The sequence below is a fragment of the Pseudomonas sp. B26(2017) genome, from assembly GCF_002113045.1.
Taxonomy (GTDB): domain Bacteria; phylum Pseudomonadota; class Gammaproteobacteria; order Pseudomonadales; family Pseudomonadaceae; genus Aquipseudomonas.
This window is the reverse complement of sequence record NZ_NEJJ01000010.1, coordinates 164434-180873: the sequence shown is the minus strand read 5'-3', so window position 1 is coordinate 180873 and position 16440 is coordinate 164434. Positions and strand designations below refer to the sequence as shown.

The 16440-nt window shown below is 56.1% G+C and carries 18 protein-coding genes; 5 read left to right on the top strand and 13 right to left on the bottom strand.

All coding sequences use genetic code 11. The annotated features are described in order from the left end of the window. The first annotated feature begins 106 nt into the window (after nt 1-106). Genes CAF79_RS16765 through CAF79_RS16755 form a run of 3 tightly spaced genes read left to right on the top strand, consistent with a single transcriptional unit; the run spans nt 107 to nt 3765 of the window. Nucleotides 107-1660 carry an efflux transporter outer membrane subunit gene (locus tag CAF79_RS16765; RefSeq protein ID WP_085698764.1) on the top strand — a complete coding sequence of 518 codons (1554 nt, stop codon included), beginning with the start codon at nt 107-109 and terminating at the stop codon, nt 1658-1660. Beyond that, nucleotides 1653-2750: an HlyD family secretion protein gene (locus CAF79_RS16760; protein ID WP_085698762.1), complete on the top strand. Its 1098-nt coding sequence runs from the start codon at nt 1653-1655 to the stop codon at nt 2748-2750. The genes CAF79_RS16765 and CAF79_RS16760 overlap by 8 nt, the downstream gene beginning before the upstream one ends. Then, nucleotides 2740-3765 carry a DUF2955 domain-containing protein gene (locus tag CAF79_RS16755; RefSeq protein ID WP_085698760.1) on the top strand — a complete coding sequence of 342 codons (1026 nt, stop codon included), beginning with the start codon at nt 2740-2742 and terminating at the stop codon, nt 3763-3765. The genes CAF79_RS16760 and CAF79_RS16755 overlap by 11 nt, the downstream gene beginning before the upstream one ends. Here the strand turns inward: CAF79_RS16755 and CAF79_RS16750 are convergent. The 8 genes from CAF79_RS16750 to CAF79_RS16715 all read right to left on the bottom strand — a co-directional run bounded on the left by CAF79_RS16750 (nt 3750) and on the right by CAF79_RS16715 (nt 9151). Continuing rightward, nucleotides 3750-4199 carry a YMGG-like glycine zipper-containing protein gene (locus tag CAF79_RS16750; protein WP_170929739.1) on the bottom strand — a complete coding sequence of 150 codons (450 nt, stop codon included), beginning with the start codon at nt 4197-4199 and terminating at the stop codon, nt 3750-3752. The two genes, CAF79_RS16755 and CAF79_RS16750, sit on opposite strands and share 16 nt — an antisense overlap. A 97-nt stretch (nt 4200-4296) precedes the next feature. Next, complete coding sequence (locus tag CAF79_RS16745; protein ID WP_139832606.1) at nt 4297-5520, bottom strand: hypothetical protein; 1224 nt, start codon at nt 5518-5520, stop codon at nt 4297-4299. A 29-nt stretch (nt 5521-5549) separates the two neighbouring features. Further along, nucleotides 5550-6071 carry a hypothetical protein gene (locus CAF79_RS16740; protein WP_085698756.1) on the bottom strand — a complete coding sequence of 174 codons (522 nt, stop codon included), beginning with the start codon at nt 6069-6071 and terminating at the stop codon, nt 5550-5552. 97 nt (nt 6072-6168) lie between these two features. Next, nucleotides 6169-7188, bottom strand: a complete 1020-nt coding sequence (locus CAF79_RS16735; RefSeq protein WP_085698754.1) for an AbrB family transcriptional regulator — start codon at nt 7186-7188, stop codon at nt 6169-6171. 39 nt (nt 7189-7227) lie between these two features. Continuing rightward, a complete protein-coding gene (locus tag CAF79_RS16730; RefSeq protein ID WP_064382327.1) occupies nt 7228-7650 on the bottom strand; it encodes an HD domain-containing protein in 423 nt (140 codons plus the stop codon). 15 nt (nt 7651-7665) lie between these two features. Then, nucleotides 7666-8055, bottom strand: coding sequence for a hypothetical protein (locus CAF79_RS16725; protein WP_085698752.1), 390 nt, complete (start codon nt 8053-8055; stop codon nt 7666-7668). Between the two features lie 200 nt (nt 8056-8255). After that, a complete protein-coding gene (locus CAF79_RS16720) occupies nt 8256-8669 on the bottom strand; it encodes a hypothetical protein (protein WP_085698749.1) in 414 nt (137 codons plus the stop codon). Between the two features lie 62 nt (nt 8670-8731). Further along, nucleotides 8732-9151, bottom strand: coding sequence for a hypothetical protein (locus CAF79_RS16715; protein WP_085698747.1), 420 nt, complete (start codon nt 9149-9151; stop codon nt 8732-8734). 590 nt (nt 9152-9741) lie between these two features. On the opposite strand from CAF79_RS16715, the gene CAF79_RS16710 reads away from it, so the two are divergent. Both CAF79_RS16710 and CAF79_RS16705 read left to right on the top strand, forming a co-directional pair. Beyond that, complete coding sequence (locus CAF79_RS16710) at nt 9742-10029, top strand: fructose-bisphosphate aldolase (protein WP_085698746.1); 288 nt, start codon at nt 9742-9744, stop codon at nt 10027-10029. A gap of 108 nt (nt 10030-10137) precedes the next feature. Continuing rightward, the gene (locus CAF79_RS16705; protein WP_085698744.1) at nt 10138-10692 is read left to right on the top strand and encodes a hypothetical protein; all 555 of its coding nucleotides are present in this window, start codon (nt 10138-10140) and stop codon (nt 10690-10692) included. 66 nt (nt 10693-10758) lie between these two features. Here CAF79_RS16705 and CAF79_RS16700 read toward each other — a convergent pair whose 3' ends face one another. The 5 genes from CAF79_RS16700 to CAF79_RS16680 form a co-directional block, all read right to left on the bottom strand. Continuing rightward, nucleotides 10759-11688, bottom strand: a complete 930-nt coding sequence (locus CAF79_RS16700) for a 5'-nucleotidase (protein ID WP_085698742.1) — start codon at nt 11686-11688, stop codon at nt 10759-10761. 186 nt (nt 11689-11874) lie between these two features. Then, entirely contained in the window at nt 11875-12534 is a 660-nt protein-coding gene (locus CAF79_RS28905; RefSeq protein WP_139832605.1) for a hypothetical protein, read from the bottom strand. A gap of 66 nt (nt 12535-12600) precedes the next feature. After that, on the bottom strand, nt 12601-13149 hold the full coding sequence (locus tag CAF79_RS16690; RefSeq protein WP_011333561.1) for a cupin domain-containing protein: 549 nt from the start codon (nt 13147-13149) through the stop codon (nt 12601-12603). 359 nt (nt 13150-13508) lie between these two features. Then, nucleotides 13509-14792 carry an FAD-binding oxidoreductase gene (locus CAF79_RS16685; protein WP_085698738.1) on the bottom strand — a complete coding sequence of 428 codons (1284 nt, stop codon included), beginning with the start codon at nt 14790-14792 and terminating at the stop codon, nt 13509-13511. Nucleotides 14793-14844: 52 nt separating this feature from the next. Continuing rightward, the gene (locus CAF79_RS16680; protein ID WP_085698736.1) at nt 14845-16335 is read right to left on the bottom strand and encodes an aldehyde dehydrogenase; all 1491 of its coding nucleotides are present in this window, start codon (nt 16333-16335) and stop codon (nt 14845-14847) included. Nucleotides 16336-16440 lie beyond the last annotated feature (105 nt).

Here is a 16440-nt window from a genome sequence, read left to right as displayed (position 1 = left end):
GCGGTTCAGTGAAGTTCGCCTGAAAAAGCGTAGCAGCTGATTGCTTCGATCAACCTGCAATCTGCGGTCTATGCTCCAGTGACAATTCCCGTTGGGGCCACCCGGTATGCCTGCAACGCCAGCCCTGCTGATCCGTCCCGGCCACCTGTTGCTGCTCGGTGCGCTGAGCCTTGGTGGCTGCCTGCGGCTGGGCCCGGATTTCCAGCCACCGGCCGAGGCCTGGAGCAAGCAGTGGCAAAGTCCGGCGCTGGAACAGGCCAGCGAACGCGGGGCGGTACCGGACCTGCGTCAGTGGTGGCAGGTGTTTGCCGATCCGGTGCTCGACCGCTTGATCAGTGACGCCGAAGCCCGCAACAGCAGCCTGAAGATCGCCGGTCTGCGGGTGCTCGAAGCCCGCGCGCAACTGGGCATCGCCAACAGCGGTCGCTACCCGCAATTGCAACAGGCCAGCGCCGACAGCCTGTACATCGACCGCCACCAATCCGGTGGCAACAATCCGCAGGACTTGCACTTCTGGCAGCACAGCGCCGCATTCGATGTCGGCTGGGAACTGGATTTCTGGGGCCGTTTCAGCCGCGCCATCGAGTCCGCCGACGCCAGCTACTTCGCCGCCCAGGCCAACTACGAAGACGCCCTCGTTCTGTTACGCGCTCAGGTGGCCGACACCTACTTTGCCCTGCGCACCACCGAAGCCCGGCTGCGAGTCGCCCGAGAAAACGCCGCCCAGCAAAAGCGCAATTTCGAAATCACCGAAAAACTCTTTCGCAGCGGCCAGACCGCCGAACTCGACCTGCAACAAGCCAGAACCCAATACCTCGGCACCCTGAGCAGTATTCCAGCGTTCGAAGACCAGTTGCTGCGCACCCGTAATGCGCTGGCGGTGCTGGTCGACCAGCCGCCCGGTGGCGCGGCGTTTCTGGCGGAACAATCGGGGCTGATTCCGCTGGTGGATCGCGCCGTGCTGCAGGATGTCCCGGCCAACTTGCTGCTGCGCCGTCCCGATGTGCGTGCGGCAGAGCTGAACGTTGCCGCGCAATCGGCGCTGGTCGGCGTAGCTGAAACTGATCTTTATCCGTCGCTGACGCTGCTCGGCAGCATCGTCTGGTCCAGCGACACCCTCGGCGCCACCCCGCGCAGCCTCGACCTGATCGGTGGCCCGAGCCTGCGCTGGAACCTGTTCGACTACGGTCGCATCCACAACAACATCCGCGTGCAGGATGCGCGCTTGCAGCAACTGATCGAAGCCTATCGCGACAAGGTCCGCCAGGCTGCCCGTGAGGCCGACGATGCCGCCAGCGGCCTGACCAAAGCGCTGGAACGCGAGCGCATTCTCGGCGAGGCCGAACGTGCGGCGCGACGTTCGCTGGTGCTGGCCAACACCCAATATCGTGAAGGCTATTCGGACTTTCAGCGGGTGCTCGACGCCCAGCGCGCATTGCTGGAGCTACAGGACAATTATCTGGTCAGCCGCAGCAACGCCGTGAGCAACCTGATCGCTTTGTACCGCGCCGTCGGCGGTGGCTGGCAAAGCGCCGGGCCGCAGATTGATTCAGCGACCCGGCAGCAAATGCAGCAACGCACCGACTGGGGCGATCTGCTGAGCGCCCCGCCGCCCCAACCGACCTATCCGATTCCCTCGCAGGTAGACCGCCATGAGTGATGAAGCGCCGCCGGATCCGGCGAAAAAAGGCATCCGCTGGGTGCTGCTGGTGATTGTGCTGAGCCTGGTCTGGTATCTGCTGGCCGACCGTTCTACGCCCTACACCCAGCAGGCGCGGGTCGGTGCGTTTGTGATCCCGGTGGCGGCGGAAGTCGCGGGGCGGGTGATCAAGGTCAACGTGCGCAACAATCAGGACGTGCAGGCCGGCGACATACTCTTCGAGCTTGATCCGCAACCGCTGCAAATCGCCGTCGACCGGGCCCGCGCCGATCTGGAAAACACCCGTCGCACGGTCGGCGCCAGCACCGCCGGCATCGCGTCGGCCCAGGCGTCATTACGTGCGGCCCAGGCCAACGAGCTCAAGGCGCGCCAGGACAATCGACGGCTGGAAGGCTTGTATAAAGAAGATCCGGGCACGGTGTCCGTAAGGCTTCTGGAAGTGTCCCGGGCCAACCACGAAGCGGCGGTCAGCCAGGTTGCCGCCGCCCGGGCCGAAGTGCTGCGCGCCCAGGAGCAGGAAGGCGGCAACACCGACACCAACGCCAAACTGCTCAGCGCCGCCGCCACGCTGGCCAAGGCTGAACTGGATCTGGCCAACACCCGCATCGGCGCGCGCTCGGCGGGACTGATCACCGACCTGCGCACCGACGTCGGCCAGTTCGCCGCTGCCGGCAGTCCGGTGATGACGCTGATCACGATCCAGGACGTGTGGGTCAGCGCCGACCTCACCGAGAACAACCTCGGCCGGATCAAGCCCGGCACGCCAGTATCGATCATCCTCGACGCCCTGCCCGGCGAAGTGCTCGACGGCCGGGTGCGCAGCGTCGGTTATGGCGTCAGCGTCGGCCAGACGCCGCCGCCCGGCACCCTGCCGACGATCCAGAACAGCCGCGACTGGCTGCGTCCGGCCCAGCGCTTTCCGGTGATCATCGAGTTCAGCGAAGAGGCGAAAAAGCGCCTGTTCGAGAGTCGCTCGATTCGTGCCGGTGGGCAGGCGGAAGTCATGGCGTTTCCCAGCGAGGGCAGTCTGCTCAATCCGCTGGGTCGGGTGTTTGTCTGGCTGATGAGCTGGCTGTCGTATGCCTATTGAGCGCAGCGTGCCGGCGCAACGGGCCTTGCGCCTGGCTTGCGGCACGGCGTTGTGTACTGCCGCCAGTTATGGCCTCGCCTTGCCGCTGTCGTTTCTGTCGCCGGTGCTTGCGGTGTTGCTGCTGGCCAGCATGCCCCGGCCATTGCCAGTCAAAACTGCGTTGGTGTTGACCCTCGTCGCCGCGTTCACCACCAGTCTCGGTCTGTTGCTGGTGCCGTTGCTGCGGTATTACCCGGTATGCGGCGTGCTGCTGATCGGCGTCGGTCTGTTTCTGGTGTTCACCTACGGCTTGCGCGGCGGCAACGTGCTGATCATGACGTTCCTGGTGATCGGCATGACCATGATCTCCGCCGCCGGCTTCGCCTCATTCGAGCTGGCCATGGCGGTGATCGGCGCGCTGGTCAAAGGCCTGTTGCTGGCCGTCGTCATCGTTGGGCTGAGCCACGTCCTGTTCCCGGTACCGGCCAACAGCCCCGCGCCACCACCTGCTCCCGCTCTGCCCGCCGAAGACGTACCCCGCGTGGCACTGCGCGCAACATTGATCGTGCTGCCAACCTTCCTGCTGGTGCTGATCGACCCGGCCAGCTACCTGCCGATCATCCTCAAAGCCGTCAGCCTCGGCCAGCAGAGCACCATCACCCGCACCCACCACGCCGGGCGCGAACTGCTCGGCTCAACCTTGCTCGGCGGACTGCTCGCGGTGCTGTTCTGGTGCGCGTTGAGCCTGTTCGTGCACCTGTGGATGTTCTTTCTGTGGATGCTGCTGTTCGGGCTGCTTGTAGCGCGCAAACTCTATCGGCTGCACTCGACGCAACTGACGCCGGGGTTCTGGCTCAATACGCTGATCACCATGATTATCTTGCTCGGGCAATCGGTGGAGGACAGTGCGGCGGGTAAGGATGTTTACACCGCGTTTGCGGTGCGCATGGGGTTGTTCATTCTGGTGACGCTTTACAGTGGTGTGATGATGCATTTGCTTGTCGCGCACCGGGAAAGCCGTCAGGGCGTGACCTGATAACCACGCCCTTGCAGGCAACCGGTATAGGCGCTTGAACTGGCCGAAGCATCGGTCCGCCGCTGCTCACGCCGATCCTGCCGCTGCCGCGTACCACCGACTACCGCACCGGCGGCAGCCGTCTCTTTGGCGCGGTTCTGGCGGTAATCCTGCTTGCGGTCATCGTCCACGGCTTCGTAGAACTCGTCGTGCTGACGGCCGCGCACTTCAGCTGCGGTGGCGCCGGCAGCGGCACCCACGGCAGCGCCCTTCAACCGACCACCGGCCTGGGGTGTCGACGTGGTGGAGGTGGACGCGATGGAGTGGCAATCGTTGATGTCGATCTGGGTTTGCTGGGAAGTCTGGCCCTTGAGCGGGACGACGGATTCGGCTGAGGCTTGAGTAGTCGCAAGTGTTGCGAAGATGAAAAGGCTAAATATTGGTAAACGGTTCATGATGACCTCCCACAGGGCCTTTACCACAACAGACGGGGCTGCCCACCAGTGTAGTTCGCGTATCTTTTTCAAGCTTCCGCGTCCAAAATTCAAGAAATCAGAACCAGGTCAAAATCGCATGAAGTGGTTTAAACACTGAAGACATCTTTACACTCGACGAGACCAGCCAGACAGCTCCGCCACCAGCAATGAACAGGGACGCCAAAGCCACCCCTAATCGCCGACTACGAATGACATATTTCTGTTTATCTGTGTTAAGAGCACCGTAAGCTGCCTTCAGCCTGGTGAGGGCTTCCAGAATTTTTCTATGTTCGCCGTCCTTTTTTTCCAATGCATTTGAAAGACTCTCGATGTCACTTTTGAGTTTCAGATTAGCAACCTCTGCCTCAACAAGAAAATTCCTAACTATCACTAGTTTCCGCGAGGCCGTTTCGTGAGCATTACCGAGTGCATTCAACTGAAATTTCAAGTTTACGCCATTGGCTTCAGATGACTTGAATGCATCGCCAACTGCATCCAATCTCTTCGAAAGATCTGCGCGAAGCCCTTCCAACTCTTCATTTCGCTTTCGCAGTTCACTCAGGCTCCGCTGCTGAAGAACAACCTGCTCCTCCAAATAAGCCTTAGAACTAGGATTACTTAAAATCACACACTTCAGAAAACCATTCACCCCTTCAAGAACGTTCCTAACAAAAACTTTATGTGCAGCCTCGCGCTCATCAGTTGTATTCTCATCAGAAAACTTATAAATAAACACATCTGGAATATCAACCTCCACTACTGGCACTGAAAGGGCCCTGAGCTCAGTCTGTTTCTCCGCATCTACAGCATGAGCACTGTGTATTTCCAGATAAAGTTCACCCTCCCACTTACGCCCAATATGGCTATCCGTTTCAAATTTTAGATACACATCAACGGATCTATGACCCTGCGAGGGAATGATCACTCTTTTTTCTGATTCCGCCTGAATGATTTTAACAACAATATTTTCTTGCCGTTGAGCTCTGGTTCCGGCATTGAAAATCAGACTTAGCCTGGTAGTTTCGATCTTCAGCAACGCTTCCTTGAACAACTGATGATTTAGAGACTCACCACCCTCACCTCCTCCGCCACCGCTACTATTTATGTACGCAAAAAAACTTGTGCCCCCTTTCATCACATGCTTTACCGCCTTTCGACTACCAGGCTTATGAGTACTATAAAAACTTTGCCCCGTTGGCTGCCCATTAAACTCATCTCTGCGACAACTTTCTATTTGCTTCGCCGTCACTTTGTCAGAGTGCCCGCCCCATTGCGACGTGTACGCAAAACTCTTTGCCATTTAGCAACAACCCATGAAGAAAAATGCATTTAACTTTCTGCTTTCAACAGCAGTTGAGCCTTAACTATTTCAGACGAAACTGCAGAAACCATGGAACCCATAATTGCAACAAGCCCTTCCGTTCGCATTGCTTGACGTTTGCTGCGCTCATTAGATGACAAATACTTTCCATCAAAAGGATTGACTAACTTCACCCTTTCCATACCGACAATCAACGACTGCACCTCTTTATTCAACCATCGTTCCAGCTCATTAACTTTGTCGATGCACCCACGCCGCCATTTTTTATCCTCAAGATAGTCATCAATATGTTCAAACACATAGGTGTAGTCACGATCTTCATGATCAGTGATTTTATTACGAATCTGGCTGTGAATTTTATTATACGAAAAGTGATTACCACATCGCGATATCAAGGGATTACAGCCCTCCCTATTATCCCCAACCTTCCCGACGTACAACTGTATATCCTCCGCCCCCGCCGCCACTACTACATAGATAGAATATTTACGCTTCAGACTTTCACGATGCAATGTAAATATATACGGCACTAAATAATTCCTACGCAAGATTAGTGGAATATACCGAAGCCAATTACAACAAAATCAAACACAAGCAAAAGAGGCATTCAACGATAATAAAATCCAACTAGACCATCTCCTTAACTCTCCGCAACTGCACCAGCAACGCCGGCGCAAAGTGCAGCACCACCATCCGCGCCAGATGGTGAGTCAGGATAAACACCACATTCAACCCGCCGGCGAACGCCACAATCGCGATGGTTTCAATCGCCCCCGGCATGTAGGCGAGCCACAGCGACAACGCATCGCTGCCCAGCACCCGTGCCGCCGCCAATGCAATAACCGCCGCGACCAGAATCATCAAACCGACCGATACCAACGCCGTGCGGCCATGACGTCCCAGTTCCGCGAGGCCAAGTCCCTGGAATCGCGAACCGATCCGCACACCCAGAATCAGCGCCGCCAGATTCAAACTCCAGTCCGGCATGTGAAAGCCCTGCAGCCACCCTGATTTCACAAACACGGCGGTGATGATGATTGCCGTCAACATGAACGGCGCCGGCACGCCAACGGCCAGCAGCAAACGCCCGACCACCACGCTCAAACCGATCACCGACAGCACGGTCAGCGCCATGCCCGTGGACAACGGATCGACCTCGGCCACGGCAACCGGCGCCGTTCCGGGAATCAGCAAACTCACCAGCACCGTGATCAGCAGCAGCCGCATCAAGTGCACGATGATCACCTTGCTCGACGCCTGATGCGATTCCAGCAAATCAAATACCGCCGCCAGCGCCCCCGGATACACGGCCAGCAAGGCATCCGTGCGATTCCACCCTGCCCCGCGCGACAGCCACCATGCGGCCAGCGCCACTTGCACTGCCAGGCACAGCAGCAACACGCCGAGGCTCGGCAACATCGTCGAGACGGTCGCGCTGTCCCACGCTTCGAACATTAGCCCGGTAGCGATGCCCAGCGTGACCTGGATGTAGCCCAGACCATAAGGCGTCGCCGGTGCGATGCCAAATTTAGTGACGACAAGTGCGGTGACAAGAATCGAGCCCAGCAGTAAACCGTGGGGCACGCCTTCGAACTGCAACAGCGCGCCGAAGCCGGCAGCAATCAACAAACACAGAATGGATTTCATGGTCGCCTTCCTGGCTATTCAAGGTGCTTTTCAGCTAAGTCAGGCGCGCAACCGTCCAATCGCCCGCCGATATTTTTCGATCCGCTCCAGATCCTCCCAACTCGGCGAGGCAATCCGCGACAGGTCGCTGTTTTCCTCCAGATCCGCCAGTTTCACCACCCGCCCGATCGGGTTCTGCGCCGCCCGCTCGACGAAGTCCTCGTAGGATTCGCCCGGCACTTTGGTCACCGATTCGATGGCGGACAAAACGGCTTCGCTGAAACCTTCCTTGCGCAAATCCTCCAGGCTGATGCCGCAGTCCTCGACCACATCATGCAGCACCGCGACGATGCGTTCTTCCAGGCTACTCATGCGCAACATGACCTTCAGCGGATGCAAAATATACGGCGCACCGCCCTTGTCCACCTGCCCCGCGTGGGCCGTGGCGGCAATGGCGATGGCGCGTTCCAGTGTCTGAGTCATGGGGGTTTCCTCGGGTCAGACGCCGTACCGGCCGCCAATATAGAAGTGACGCTTGAACCAGCGCCCAATCGCCTGCAAACGCCCGGTTGGCTGCGCCGGCTCGGCGTAGCGCTGAAGGATCAGCGAGACCAGATCAGCCTGACTCTCCCCCGAATGCGCATCCATCAATTCGGCCACCCAGGCGCATCCAGCCTTCTTCAAATGCTCCCGCCATTCGCCGGGCCAGCCATCCAGCTCATCCAACGCCAACCACCGTGCACCGCCCTGCTCGACATGCCCGCCGCCGATCGATTGCTCAAAGCAGAACGGCGTCGCCGGGCGGGACAGGTCGATGCTGAAGATGTAGATGTCCTGGGTTTTGTGCTGCGGCGTGGGGGCGTTGTTGCGGCTGCCGATGTGAATCATGCGCGGTTCCGTCCGTGGGAGAGGCGTTACAACTCGTTTCGCAGTCTACGACGTGGTGCTGATGGGGGGAACCTTTGGCGATGAGCCGGGTTGTGGCAAGTGAAAGGTTTGACTGGGTAGTCCGGAAAATCCGTTTCACTCGCCCACAAAAAAGGGACACCGTTGGGTGTCCCTTTTGCGTATGGAGTCAGGCCGATGGATCAGCGCTTCATGGCTTCGCACTGATTGCGTAGATCCGAATTATTGATCCCTGCGCAGGTGCTGCCCTTCTTGGCCTCGCAGAATGCTCGCTGATCGTGGTCATTGATGGACGCACATGTACTGCCTTTTTCAGCCTCACACGCTGCGCGTAAATCCGAATTATTGATACTCCCGCAAGTGCTTCCCTTCATGGCCTCACAATAGTTGCGCAAATCATGATCATAGATGCCACCGCAAGTACTGCCCTTCTGCGCCTCGCAGGAGGCCTTCAGGTCACGATCGTGAATGGCCCCGCACGTGCTGCCCTCCTGCAAAGCCTGGCAATAGTTGCGCTGATCGGAATCCTGAATACCGGAGCAACTGGCAAACGTGTAACCGCTGAACATCAACAACATCGCAAGAATCAGTTTCATCTCACACTTCCTTGAGCTTGCCGGGAAACAGCCTGGCCTGGGTGATTCGAGTCACACACAAATCATCGCTTCATGGCTTCGCACTGGTTGCGCAGATCCATGTTGTTGATACTTCCGCAGCTCCCGCCCTTCCTGGCCTCGCACAGTGCGCGTTGGTCCATGTCATTGATAGTTCCGCAAGTGCCGCCGTGCGTCTCCGCATCGCATGCCGCGCGCATATCCATGTTGTTGATCGTCCCGCAACTGCCACCCCGGGCTCTGGCTTCGCAATAAGCGCGCATGTCCATATCGTTAATGGTGCCGCAGCTGCCACCGCTCCTCTGCGATTCGCAGGACGCACGCAGATCCATATTGCTGATCCGCCCACAAGTACCGCCGTTCGTACCCTCGCAATACGCCCGCTGATCAGGATCACTGATGCTGCCGCAACCGGCGAACGCGTAACCGCTGAACATCAACAACATCGCAAGAAACAGTTTCATCTCACACTTCCTTGGCTTGCCAGGAAACAGCCTGGTACTGGTTGATCCGTTCAAATGAGCGTCGCGACACGCCATCAAATTGACATCGTTTTTGAGGAAAGTTCCGGGGCGGGATGGGTGCTGGATTTTGGGATCTGAAAACATCGTAGGAAATGACCGCGCGTGGTGAGGGAGTTCGGTCTCGATGGGATGCGAAGCAGGCCGAGATTCGATGAGTCATTTTCCCTGACACTCCGTAACCCTTGATTTACGCCGGCTGCGCGGCGAAACGGGAGTCAACTCTCTGACCAGACATGGCTATTTTGCGTCCTACAGGCTGATTGCGACGAGAGGAATCGATGCCTAGAGTGGATCTGTCGCTGAACGAATTTGGCGATAGGGTTTCGCAGCCCGAAGGAAAATTGACCAACACCGTCAAACTACAATTCTGGCAAAATTCGCCGGCATTACGTTTTACGGCAGTTGTGTGCGGGAGACTTACGGGTCTGCCGGGTTTGGTCTCTTCCTCGGTCTGCGAACCCGCACACATCTGCCACCCATTTTGTTTCGCAGCAGAAAGGTGGCTCATCTTTACCAAGAGACCTTTCCATATGACGATCAAAACACCGCTCCACCGTTACGCGAAAATGTCCCATCCCGCTACTGACTGCCCTGTCCTTCTCATCGACGCCGACGCCCCACTGAGCGATCTTCACGCCTGCCTCAGGGAGCGGCTCAATGCTGTTCTGAAATACTTGGATCTGATGGCCTGCATCCACTTGTCCGATCACGCCGAACATGACATCAACACCGTTACCACCATCGCCAGGATCATGGTGCAAGACGTAAGTGATGTATTTCGGGCGATTGAAAACCAAAGCTCTGCTTGTCTAGCCTGACAACATCCACTCACATCTAAAAAAACCGCAGCATTGCGGTTTTTTTGCTAGGCTCAATAGAAAATTTAGTATTTTATTTTTGCCGTCCAATCAAACTAGGGCACAAAAATGAGTTTCGATATTGACGTTATCGCAAAGCTGCTGGCACCGACCATCTCAGCAATTGCATTTATCGTAAAGCGCCTTTTAGAAAAAAAGCCGAAGCTTATAACTTATTTAGTTCACTCTTCAGAAGTGCCTTTAGGAGACGAACAAAAATCAAAGGTAAACTTTCATAGCATAGTGGTCCGCAACGCAGGCAAAAAGACGGCCAACAACATTAGAATAGGCCATCAATTTCTTCCCGCATTCCAAATAAATCCACAACTTGCACATGAAATCATCAAAGGCTCAAATAACGCTGCCGAAATACTAATTCCAACATTGGTACCCGGAGAGCAAATAAACATCTCCTACCTATACTTCCCTCCCATCTTATGGAGTCAGATTCACTCATACTGCAAATCAGATGAGATGCCTGCCAAATACGTAAACATAATTCCAGCCGCACAGTTAAGCACAATTCAAACCACCACCATATGGGGCTTGATGTTTATAGGAGCGTCAACACTACTGTACTGGTTAATCTATTGGATTTTAACGTGGATAAAATTCGCAACCTAACACGCCACCTTTCCCTACCCCCTCCCCCTGACCAAAGAGCCAAACAAGTCCAAAAGGGGAACCAACCTATAATTTGTTCGCAATTCCGAAAGGAATATGAACCATAGGTATATTTCCAGCAGATGATTCCAAGTGGCTACGTTGATCATCAAAAAACATATGCGGCTTTAATATTGACAAAACTCTAGACTTGTCCATACCGCCTAGAAAAAAAGACTCATCAGCAGAAACACCCCATTCTTTAAGAGTAGTAACAACTCTTTCATGACTAGGTGCATTTCTTGCTGTAACTATAGATATCCTGAGTATTTTTTTATATTCAGGATGATCCTTCATTCGTTTCTCTTCCAATTTTTGCATAAATGATAGCTTTCTAAACAAGTCCGCCAATGGTCCTGGCTGATGCGGTATCGACTGGCGCTCATGTTCATGAGCTTGAAATTCGTCCAAATTATGATTTCTCTTAAATACCGACTCAGCTTCATCATCAGCAATTACACCATCAAAGTCGAACGCGACACGTAACTCAGTATCCAGTTCGTCATCGTAAACTTTAGACGGCAACACAACTCCCGCTGGATAATTTGCGTCAATCGCTTTTTGAACGTCACCTTCATTTGCACTTAAAAACAACGAAGCATTGAAAGCCGGCACATATTCATGAGGTGATCGTCCGGTCATAAAGGCTGCGCGACTTATATCCAACCCATAGTGCTTTATTGACCTGAACACCCTCATACCTGTTTCAGGAGAATTTCTTGACAGCAAAACAACTTCAACAGGAAGCTGCTTTGGGAAAGCCTTATTTATACTTAGAAATCGACGTATAAACGGAAAGGCAACCCCTTTCTGAAAAGGCACATCAAGATTTTTTTCTTGATGAAGCCTATACTCTTCAACGCCGCCTTCCAAATAAACACTATGCGAATCAGACAAATCGAATAGAGCGCTAGACGCCACTCCAACTACCAACTTCCTATCAATTGGATAAGGCATAAAACACCTCTCAAGTCAAAAAACAAACAGAAAATCGACCTACCCATTTCACACCTTGCATAGACACTTCATATTTTGTTCGTTTTTTTATTTAACTCCCCTTGAGCAATTAAAAACCACCAAATATTCTCCACACTCGAAGCATGAAAAATCTAAACAGGTGACAAACTTATTGGGGTAAATCTGTCACCCATTTTCAGTTTCATTATAAATTGAAGCTGCTTTAGCCAAGGCCTCGTCCCAAGAGAGCAAAGCACTTGAAATTTTTATTGAGCTGACGGAGATTCGCGTCTCGTCATTTAAATCATGCGCAAAGCCAGATGTTGACTTAGGAGCTGAATATGCCGAGTCGCGTTCAAAAAGAGAGGAATGAATACCAAAAAGCGATGACTGCCGAGTGAGAACATCAAATTTGTATGTAAAAAGAATACGCCCTTTCCTAGCATCAATTGTTGTAGATTCGCTCTCCCAATACCCATGCGGCTTTCTTTCATCAGTAAATGACCGACCGGTTATCACTAGACTTTCCAAATCCTGAATATAGTGTTCAACCATGAACCGCTTATGACCCCCATGACCATGAAAACACCCTACCCACGTGCCATGCATGTAATAAGGACCCAAAATAAAGCCTTTCAGTCTCTCACTCCGCCCCATGCACCAACTCATACCGAGAGACAGAATTCGATAAAGCCCAGCCGAAGAAACTACTGCAGCTCCCGTCAATGCGAGCGGATAATTCAGGCTCATCTGATTGAGGTAAGGAACACCATAACTAATTAGCAAAAACATTGCCGTTACAGTGATCGTGGCCAATAAACCGTTAAATTTTGCGGTCGGAGACATATGAAAAGCCACCTCGAGTCAACGTCCATGTCAAGGAGCAATAAATACTCCAATTAGTAAATCCATTCAAAAATTCGCCGGCGTATTCGCACTAATAATCTCCGCCTCATCCGCCCCGATATTCCGGAACTTGTGCGGCAGCGTCGTCGGGAAGTAATACCCATCCCCCGCACTCAACACGCTCACCTGCCCGTCCACCGTCAACTCGACCGTGCCACGGGTGACAAGCCCACACTCCTCACCCTCAGCGTGAACAATCGGCTCTTCCCCCGAACTCGCGCCCGGTGCGTATTGTTCGCGCAGCAAGCGCATCTGGCGGCTGGGGACCGAGGCGCCGATCAGGAGCAGGCGCAGGCCGTGGCGGCCGAGGTCGGGTTGTTCGTTGGCGCGGAAGACGTATTGGTGTTCGCGGGGAGGCTGGTCGAAAGTGAAGAAGTCGGCCAGGGACATCGGGATGCCTTCGAGCAGCTTTTTCAGTGAGCTGACGGAAGGACTGACACGATTCTGTTCGATCAGGGAGATGGTGGCATTGGTCACGCCGCTACGCCGGGCCAGCTCGCGCTGGGAGAGTTTGTAGCTTTCGCGTACTAGTTTGAGTCGAGAACCCGTATCCATGACAGCCTTATGTGAGAACGACTTAAGGGTAATGGGGGTGGGTGGCGGGTGCCGCGCAAGGCGCGCGGATCACGTTGCTCCCGTGTCCCGGAACCGTGAAAGGCGGCTATTAAATCACGTTTGTCGGTGTTGCTCAGCAGGTTCGATGGACGGCACCTGAAAAGAGCCTGTTGATGGTAATTGCGGGTCAGGCACAAGACCTGTGGGAGCGAGCTTGCTCGCGATTGGGCGGCACATTCAACATCCCTTTTGCTGATAGACCGCTTTCGCGAGCAAGCTCGCTCCCACAGGGTTTGTGGTGTTGCTTGCCAAGTAAAAAACCGGCGGCGCCTGTGCGGGGCCACCGCCGGGGAGGTTAATCAGATGCCGAAACGGTCGCGCAGCGAGTAGTACACCGCGCCGAGGGCGGTCAGCGGCGCGGAGAAAGTGCGGCCGCCGATCATTGGCATGTGCGGAAGCGAAGCGAAGGCGTCGAAACGTTCGGCGTCGCCGCGGATCATTTCCGAGATCAGTTTGCCGGCCAGGTGCGAGCAGGTGACGCCGTGACCGCTGTAGCCCTGCATGTAGTAGGCGTTTTTCTCGATGCGGCCGAATTGCGGCATGCGTGACATGGTCAGCAGGAAGTTACCGGTCCAGCGGTAGTCGATTTTCACGTCCTTGAGCTGCGGGAAGGTCTTGAGCATTTTCGGGCGGATCAGGGTTTCGATGTCGTCCGGTTCACGAGCGCCGTACACCACACCGCCGCCGTAGAGCAGACGGTTGTCGGCAGTGAGACGGTAGTAGTCGAGCAGGTAGTTGCAGTCTTCGACGCAGTAGTTGTTGGTGATCAGGCTGCGGGCCTGTTTTTCGGTCAGCGGTTCGGTGACGCAGATCTGCGAGCCGCACGGCATGCTCTTGGCGGTCACGCGGTTGTCGAGGCCTTGCGGCAGGTAGGCGTTGCCGGCGATCAGCAGGTACTTGGCGCGGACCTGGCCTTTGGCGGTGCGCACGACGTTGGGCTCGCCGTATTTGATTTCCACCGCAGCGGACTGCTCGTAGATCTTGCCGCCCAGACGCACGATGGCGGCGGCTTCACCGAGGGCCAGGTTCAGCGGGTGGATGTGGCCGCCCTGCATGTCCAGCAGACCGCCAACGTAGGCGTCGGAGCCGACTTCGCGGCGAATGTCCGCAGCGTCGAGCATCTTCAGGTTTTTATTGCCGTAACGTTCCCAGCTGCGTTTTTGCTCGGCGAGGCCTTTGAGCTGCTTGTTGTTCATCGCTGCGAAAATACCGCCCGGGCGGTAGTCGCATTTGATGTCGTATTCCTTGATCCGCGAACGGATGATGTCGGCGCCTTCGAAGATCATGCTGCCGAGGATTTCCGCGGTCTTGTCGCCGTAGCGCTCTTCGATCACGTCGACGTCGCGGCTGTAGGAGTTGACCAGTTGACCGCCGTTGCGACCGCTGGCGCCGTAGCCGACTTTCGCCGCTTCCAGCACCGTCACTTTATAGCCGGCTTCGCTCAGGAACAGCGCCGAGGACAGGCCGGTGTAGCCGGCGCCGATGATGCACACATCGCAGTCCACCGACTCTTCAAGCGTCGGAAAATCGATCACTTCGTTGCGGGTGGCGGCGTAGTAGCTGTTCACGTGTTGCTGTTTCATTTTTTTATTCTCCGAGGGTCGCCGATTGCAGGCGACCACCGCTGTAAAAGAGTCAGAGCTTGATCCAGGTCGCTTTCAGCTCGGTGTACTTGTCGAACGCGTGCAGCGATTTGTCGCGACCGTTGCCCGACTGTTTGAAGCCACCGAACGGCGCGGTCATGTCGCCGCCGTCGTACTGGTTGACCCACACACTGCCGGCGCGCAGGCCACGGGCGAAGGTGTGGGCCTTGCTCAGGTTGCTGGTCCAGACCCCGGCGGCGAGGCCGAAGATGCTGTCGTTGGCAATCTGCAGCGCTTCTTCAACGGTGTCGAAGGTGATCAGCGACAGCACCGGGCCGAAGATTTCTTCCTTGGCGATGGTCATGGCGTTGGTCACACCGTCGAAAATCGTCGGCTCGACGTAGGTGCCGCCGGTCTCTTCGAGGGTGCGACGGCCACCGGCGATCAGCTCGGCGCCCTGCTCCCGGCCGATGCTGATGTAGCGCAGCACGTTGTCCAGTTGACGCTGATCGACGACGGCGCCGACGTTGGTCGACGGATCGAGGGCGTGGCCCGGTTTCCACGCTTGCAGCGCTTCCACCAGCAATGGAATGAATTGCTCGCGGATCGAGCGCTCCACCAGCAGGCGAGAGCCGGCGGTGCAGACCTCGCCCTGGTTGAACGCAATGGCGCCGGCCGCCGCTTGTGCTGCCGCGCTCAAGTCCGGTGCGTCGGCAAACACCACGTTCGGGCTCTTGCCCCCTGCTTCGAGCCAGACGCGTTTCATGTTGCTTTGGCCGGCATAAATCATCAGTTGCTTGGCAATCGCCGTGGAGCCGGTGAAGGCCAGCACGTCGACGTCCATGTGCAGCGCCAGCGCCTTGCCGACGGTGTGGCCGAAGCCTGGCAGGACGTTGAACACGCCTTTCGGAATGCCGGCATCCAGTGCGAGCTGCGCAATACGGATCGCGGTCAGCGGGGATTTTTCCGAAGGTTTGAGGATAAACGAGTTACCTGCCGCCAGCGCCGGGGCGAATTTCCAGCTGGCCATGATCAGCGGGAAGTTCCACGGCACGATGGCCGCCACCACGCCGGACGGCTCGCGAGTCACCAGACCGAGTTGGTCGTGCGGGGTGGCAGCGACTTCGTCGTAGATCTTGTCGATGGCCTCGGCGCTCCAGCGGATCGCGTTGGCGGTTGCCGGGATGTCGATGCTCATCGAGTCGCTGATCGGTTTGCCCATGTCGAGGGTTTCGAGCAGCGCCAGTTCTTCCTGGTGCTGCAGGATCAGATCGGCGAAGCGGATCAGGATGCGCTTGCGCTCGGCCGGGGCCTTGTTCGCCCATACGCCGGAGTTGAAGGACTGGCGCGCGACTTCAACGGCAAGGTTGGCATCGGCTTCATCGGTGCTGGCCACGGAGGCCAGGAAACGGCCGTCGACGGGGCTCAGGCATTCAAAGGTCTCGCCGCTGATGGCCGGGCGGTATTCGCCGTTGATGAAGGCACGGGATTCGAGGGTCAGGGACTGGAAGCGTTGTTCCCAGTCGTTGCGGGTCATGGTCATGGGGGTGACTCACACAGGAAAATTAGTGACCGATATCCCTGTGGGAGCGAGCTTGCTCGCGAATACGGTGGGTCAGTCACCTTCAATGTTGAAGGTGATGGCCTC

Coding starts and splice junctions, on each gene's coding strand:
- CAF79_RS16765 (WP_085698764.1), top strand. CDS start 107: ATGCCTGCAACGCCAGCCCTGCTGATCCGTCCCGGCCACCTGTTGCTG.
- CAF79_RS16760 (WP_085698762.1), top strand. CDS start 1,653: ATGAGTGATGAAGCGCCGCCGGATCCGGCGAAAAAAGGCATCCGCTGG.
- CAF79_RS16755 (WP_085698760.1), top strand. CDS start 2,740: ATGCCTATTGAGCGCAGCGTGCCGGCGCAACGGGCCTTGCGCCTGGCT.
- CAF79_RS16750 (WP_170929739.1), bottom strand. CDS start 4,199: ATGAACCGTTTACCAATATTTAGCCTTTTCATCTTCGCAACACTTGCG.
- CAF79_RS16745 (WP_139832606.1), bottom strand. CDS start 5,520: ATGGCAAAGAGTTTTGCGTACACGTCGCAATGGGGCGGGCACTCTGAC.
- CAF79_RS16735 (WP_085698754.1), bottom strand. CDS start 7,188: ATGAAATCCATTCTGTGTTTGTTGATTGCTGCCGGCTTCGGCGCGCTG.
- CAF79_RS16730 (WP_064382327.1), bottom strand. CDS start 7,650: ATGACTCAGACACTGGAACGCGCCATCGCCATTGCCGCCACGGCCCAC.
- CAF79_RS16725 (WP_085698752.1), bottom strand. CDS start 8,055: ATGATTCACATCGGCAGCCGCAACAACGCCCCCACGCCGCAGCACAAA.
- CAF79_RS16720 (WP_085698749.1), bottom strand. CDS start 8,669: ATGAAACTGATTCTTGCGATGTTGTTGATGTTCAGCGGTTACACGTTT.
- CAF79_RS16715 (WP_085698747.1), bottom strand. CDS start 9,151: ATGAAACTGTTTCTTGCGATGTTGTTGATGTTCAGCGGTTACGCGTTC.
- CAF79_RS16710 (WP_085698746.1), top strand. CDS start 9,742: ATGACGATCAAAACACCGCTCCACCGTTACGCGAAAATGTCCCATCCC.
- CAF79_RS16705 (WP_085698744.1), top strand. CDS start 10,138: ATGAGTTTCGATATTGACGTTATCGCAAAGCTGCTGGCACCGACCATC.
- CAF79_RS16700 (WP_085698742.1), bottom strand. CDS start 11,688: ATGCCTTATCCAATTGATAGGAAGTTGGTAGTTGGAGTGGCGTCTAGC.
- CAF79_RS28905 (WP_139832605.1), bottom strand. CDS start 12,534: ATGTCTCCGACCGCAAAATTTAACGGTTTATTGGCCACGATCACTGTA.
- CAF79_RS16690 (WP_011333561.1), bottom strand. CDS start 13,149: ATGGATACGGGTTCTCGACTCAAACTAGTACGCGAAAGCTACAAACTC.
- CAF79_RS16685 (WP_085698738.1), bottom strand. CDS start 14,792: ATGAAACAGCAACACGTGAACAGCTACTACGCCGCCACCCGCAACGAA.
- CAF79_RS16680 (WP_085698736.1), bottom strand. CDS start 16,335: ATGACCATGACCCGCAACGACTGGGAACAACGCTTCCAGTCCCTGACC.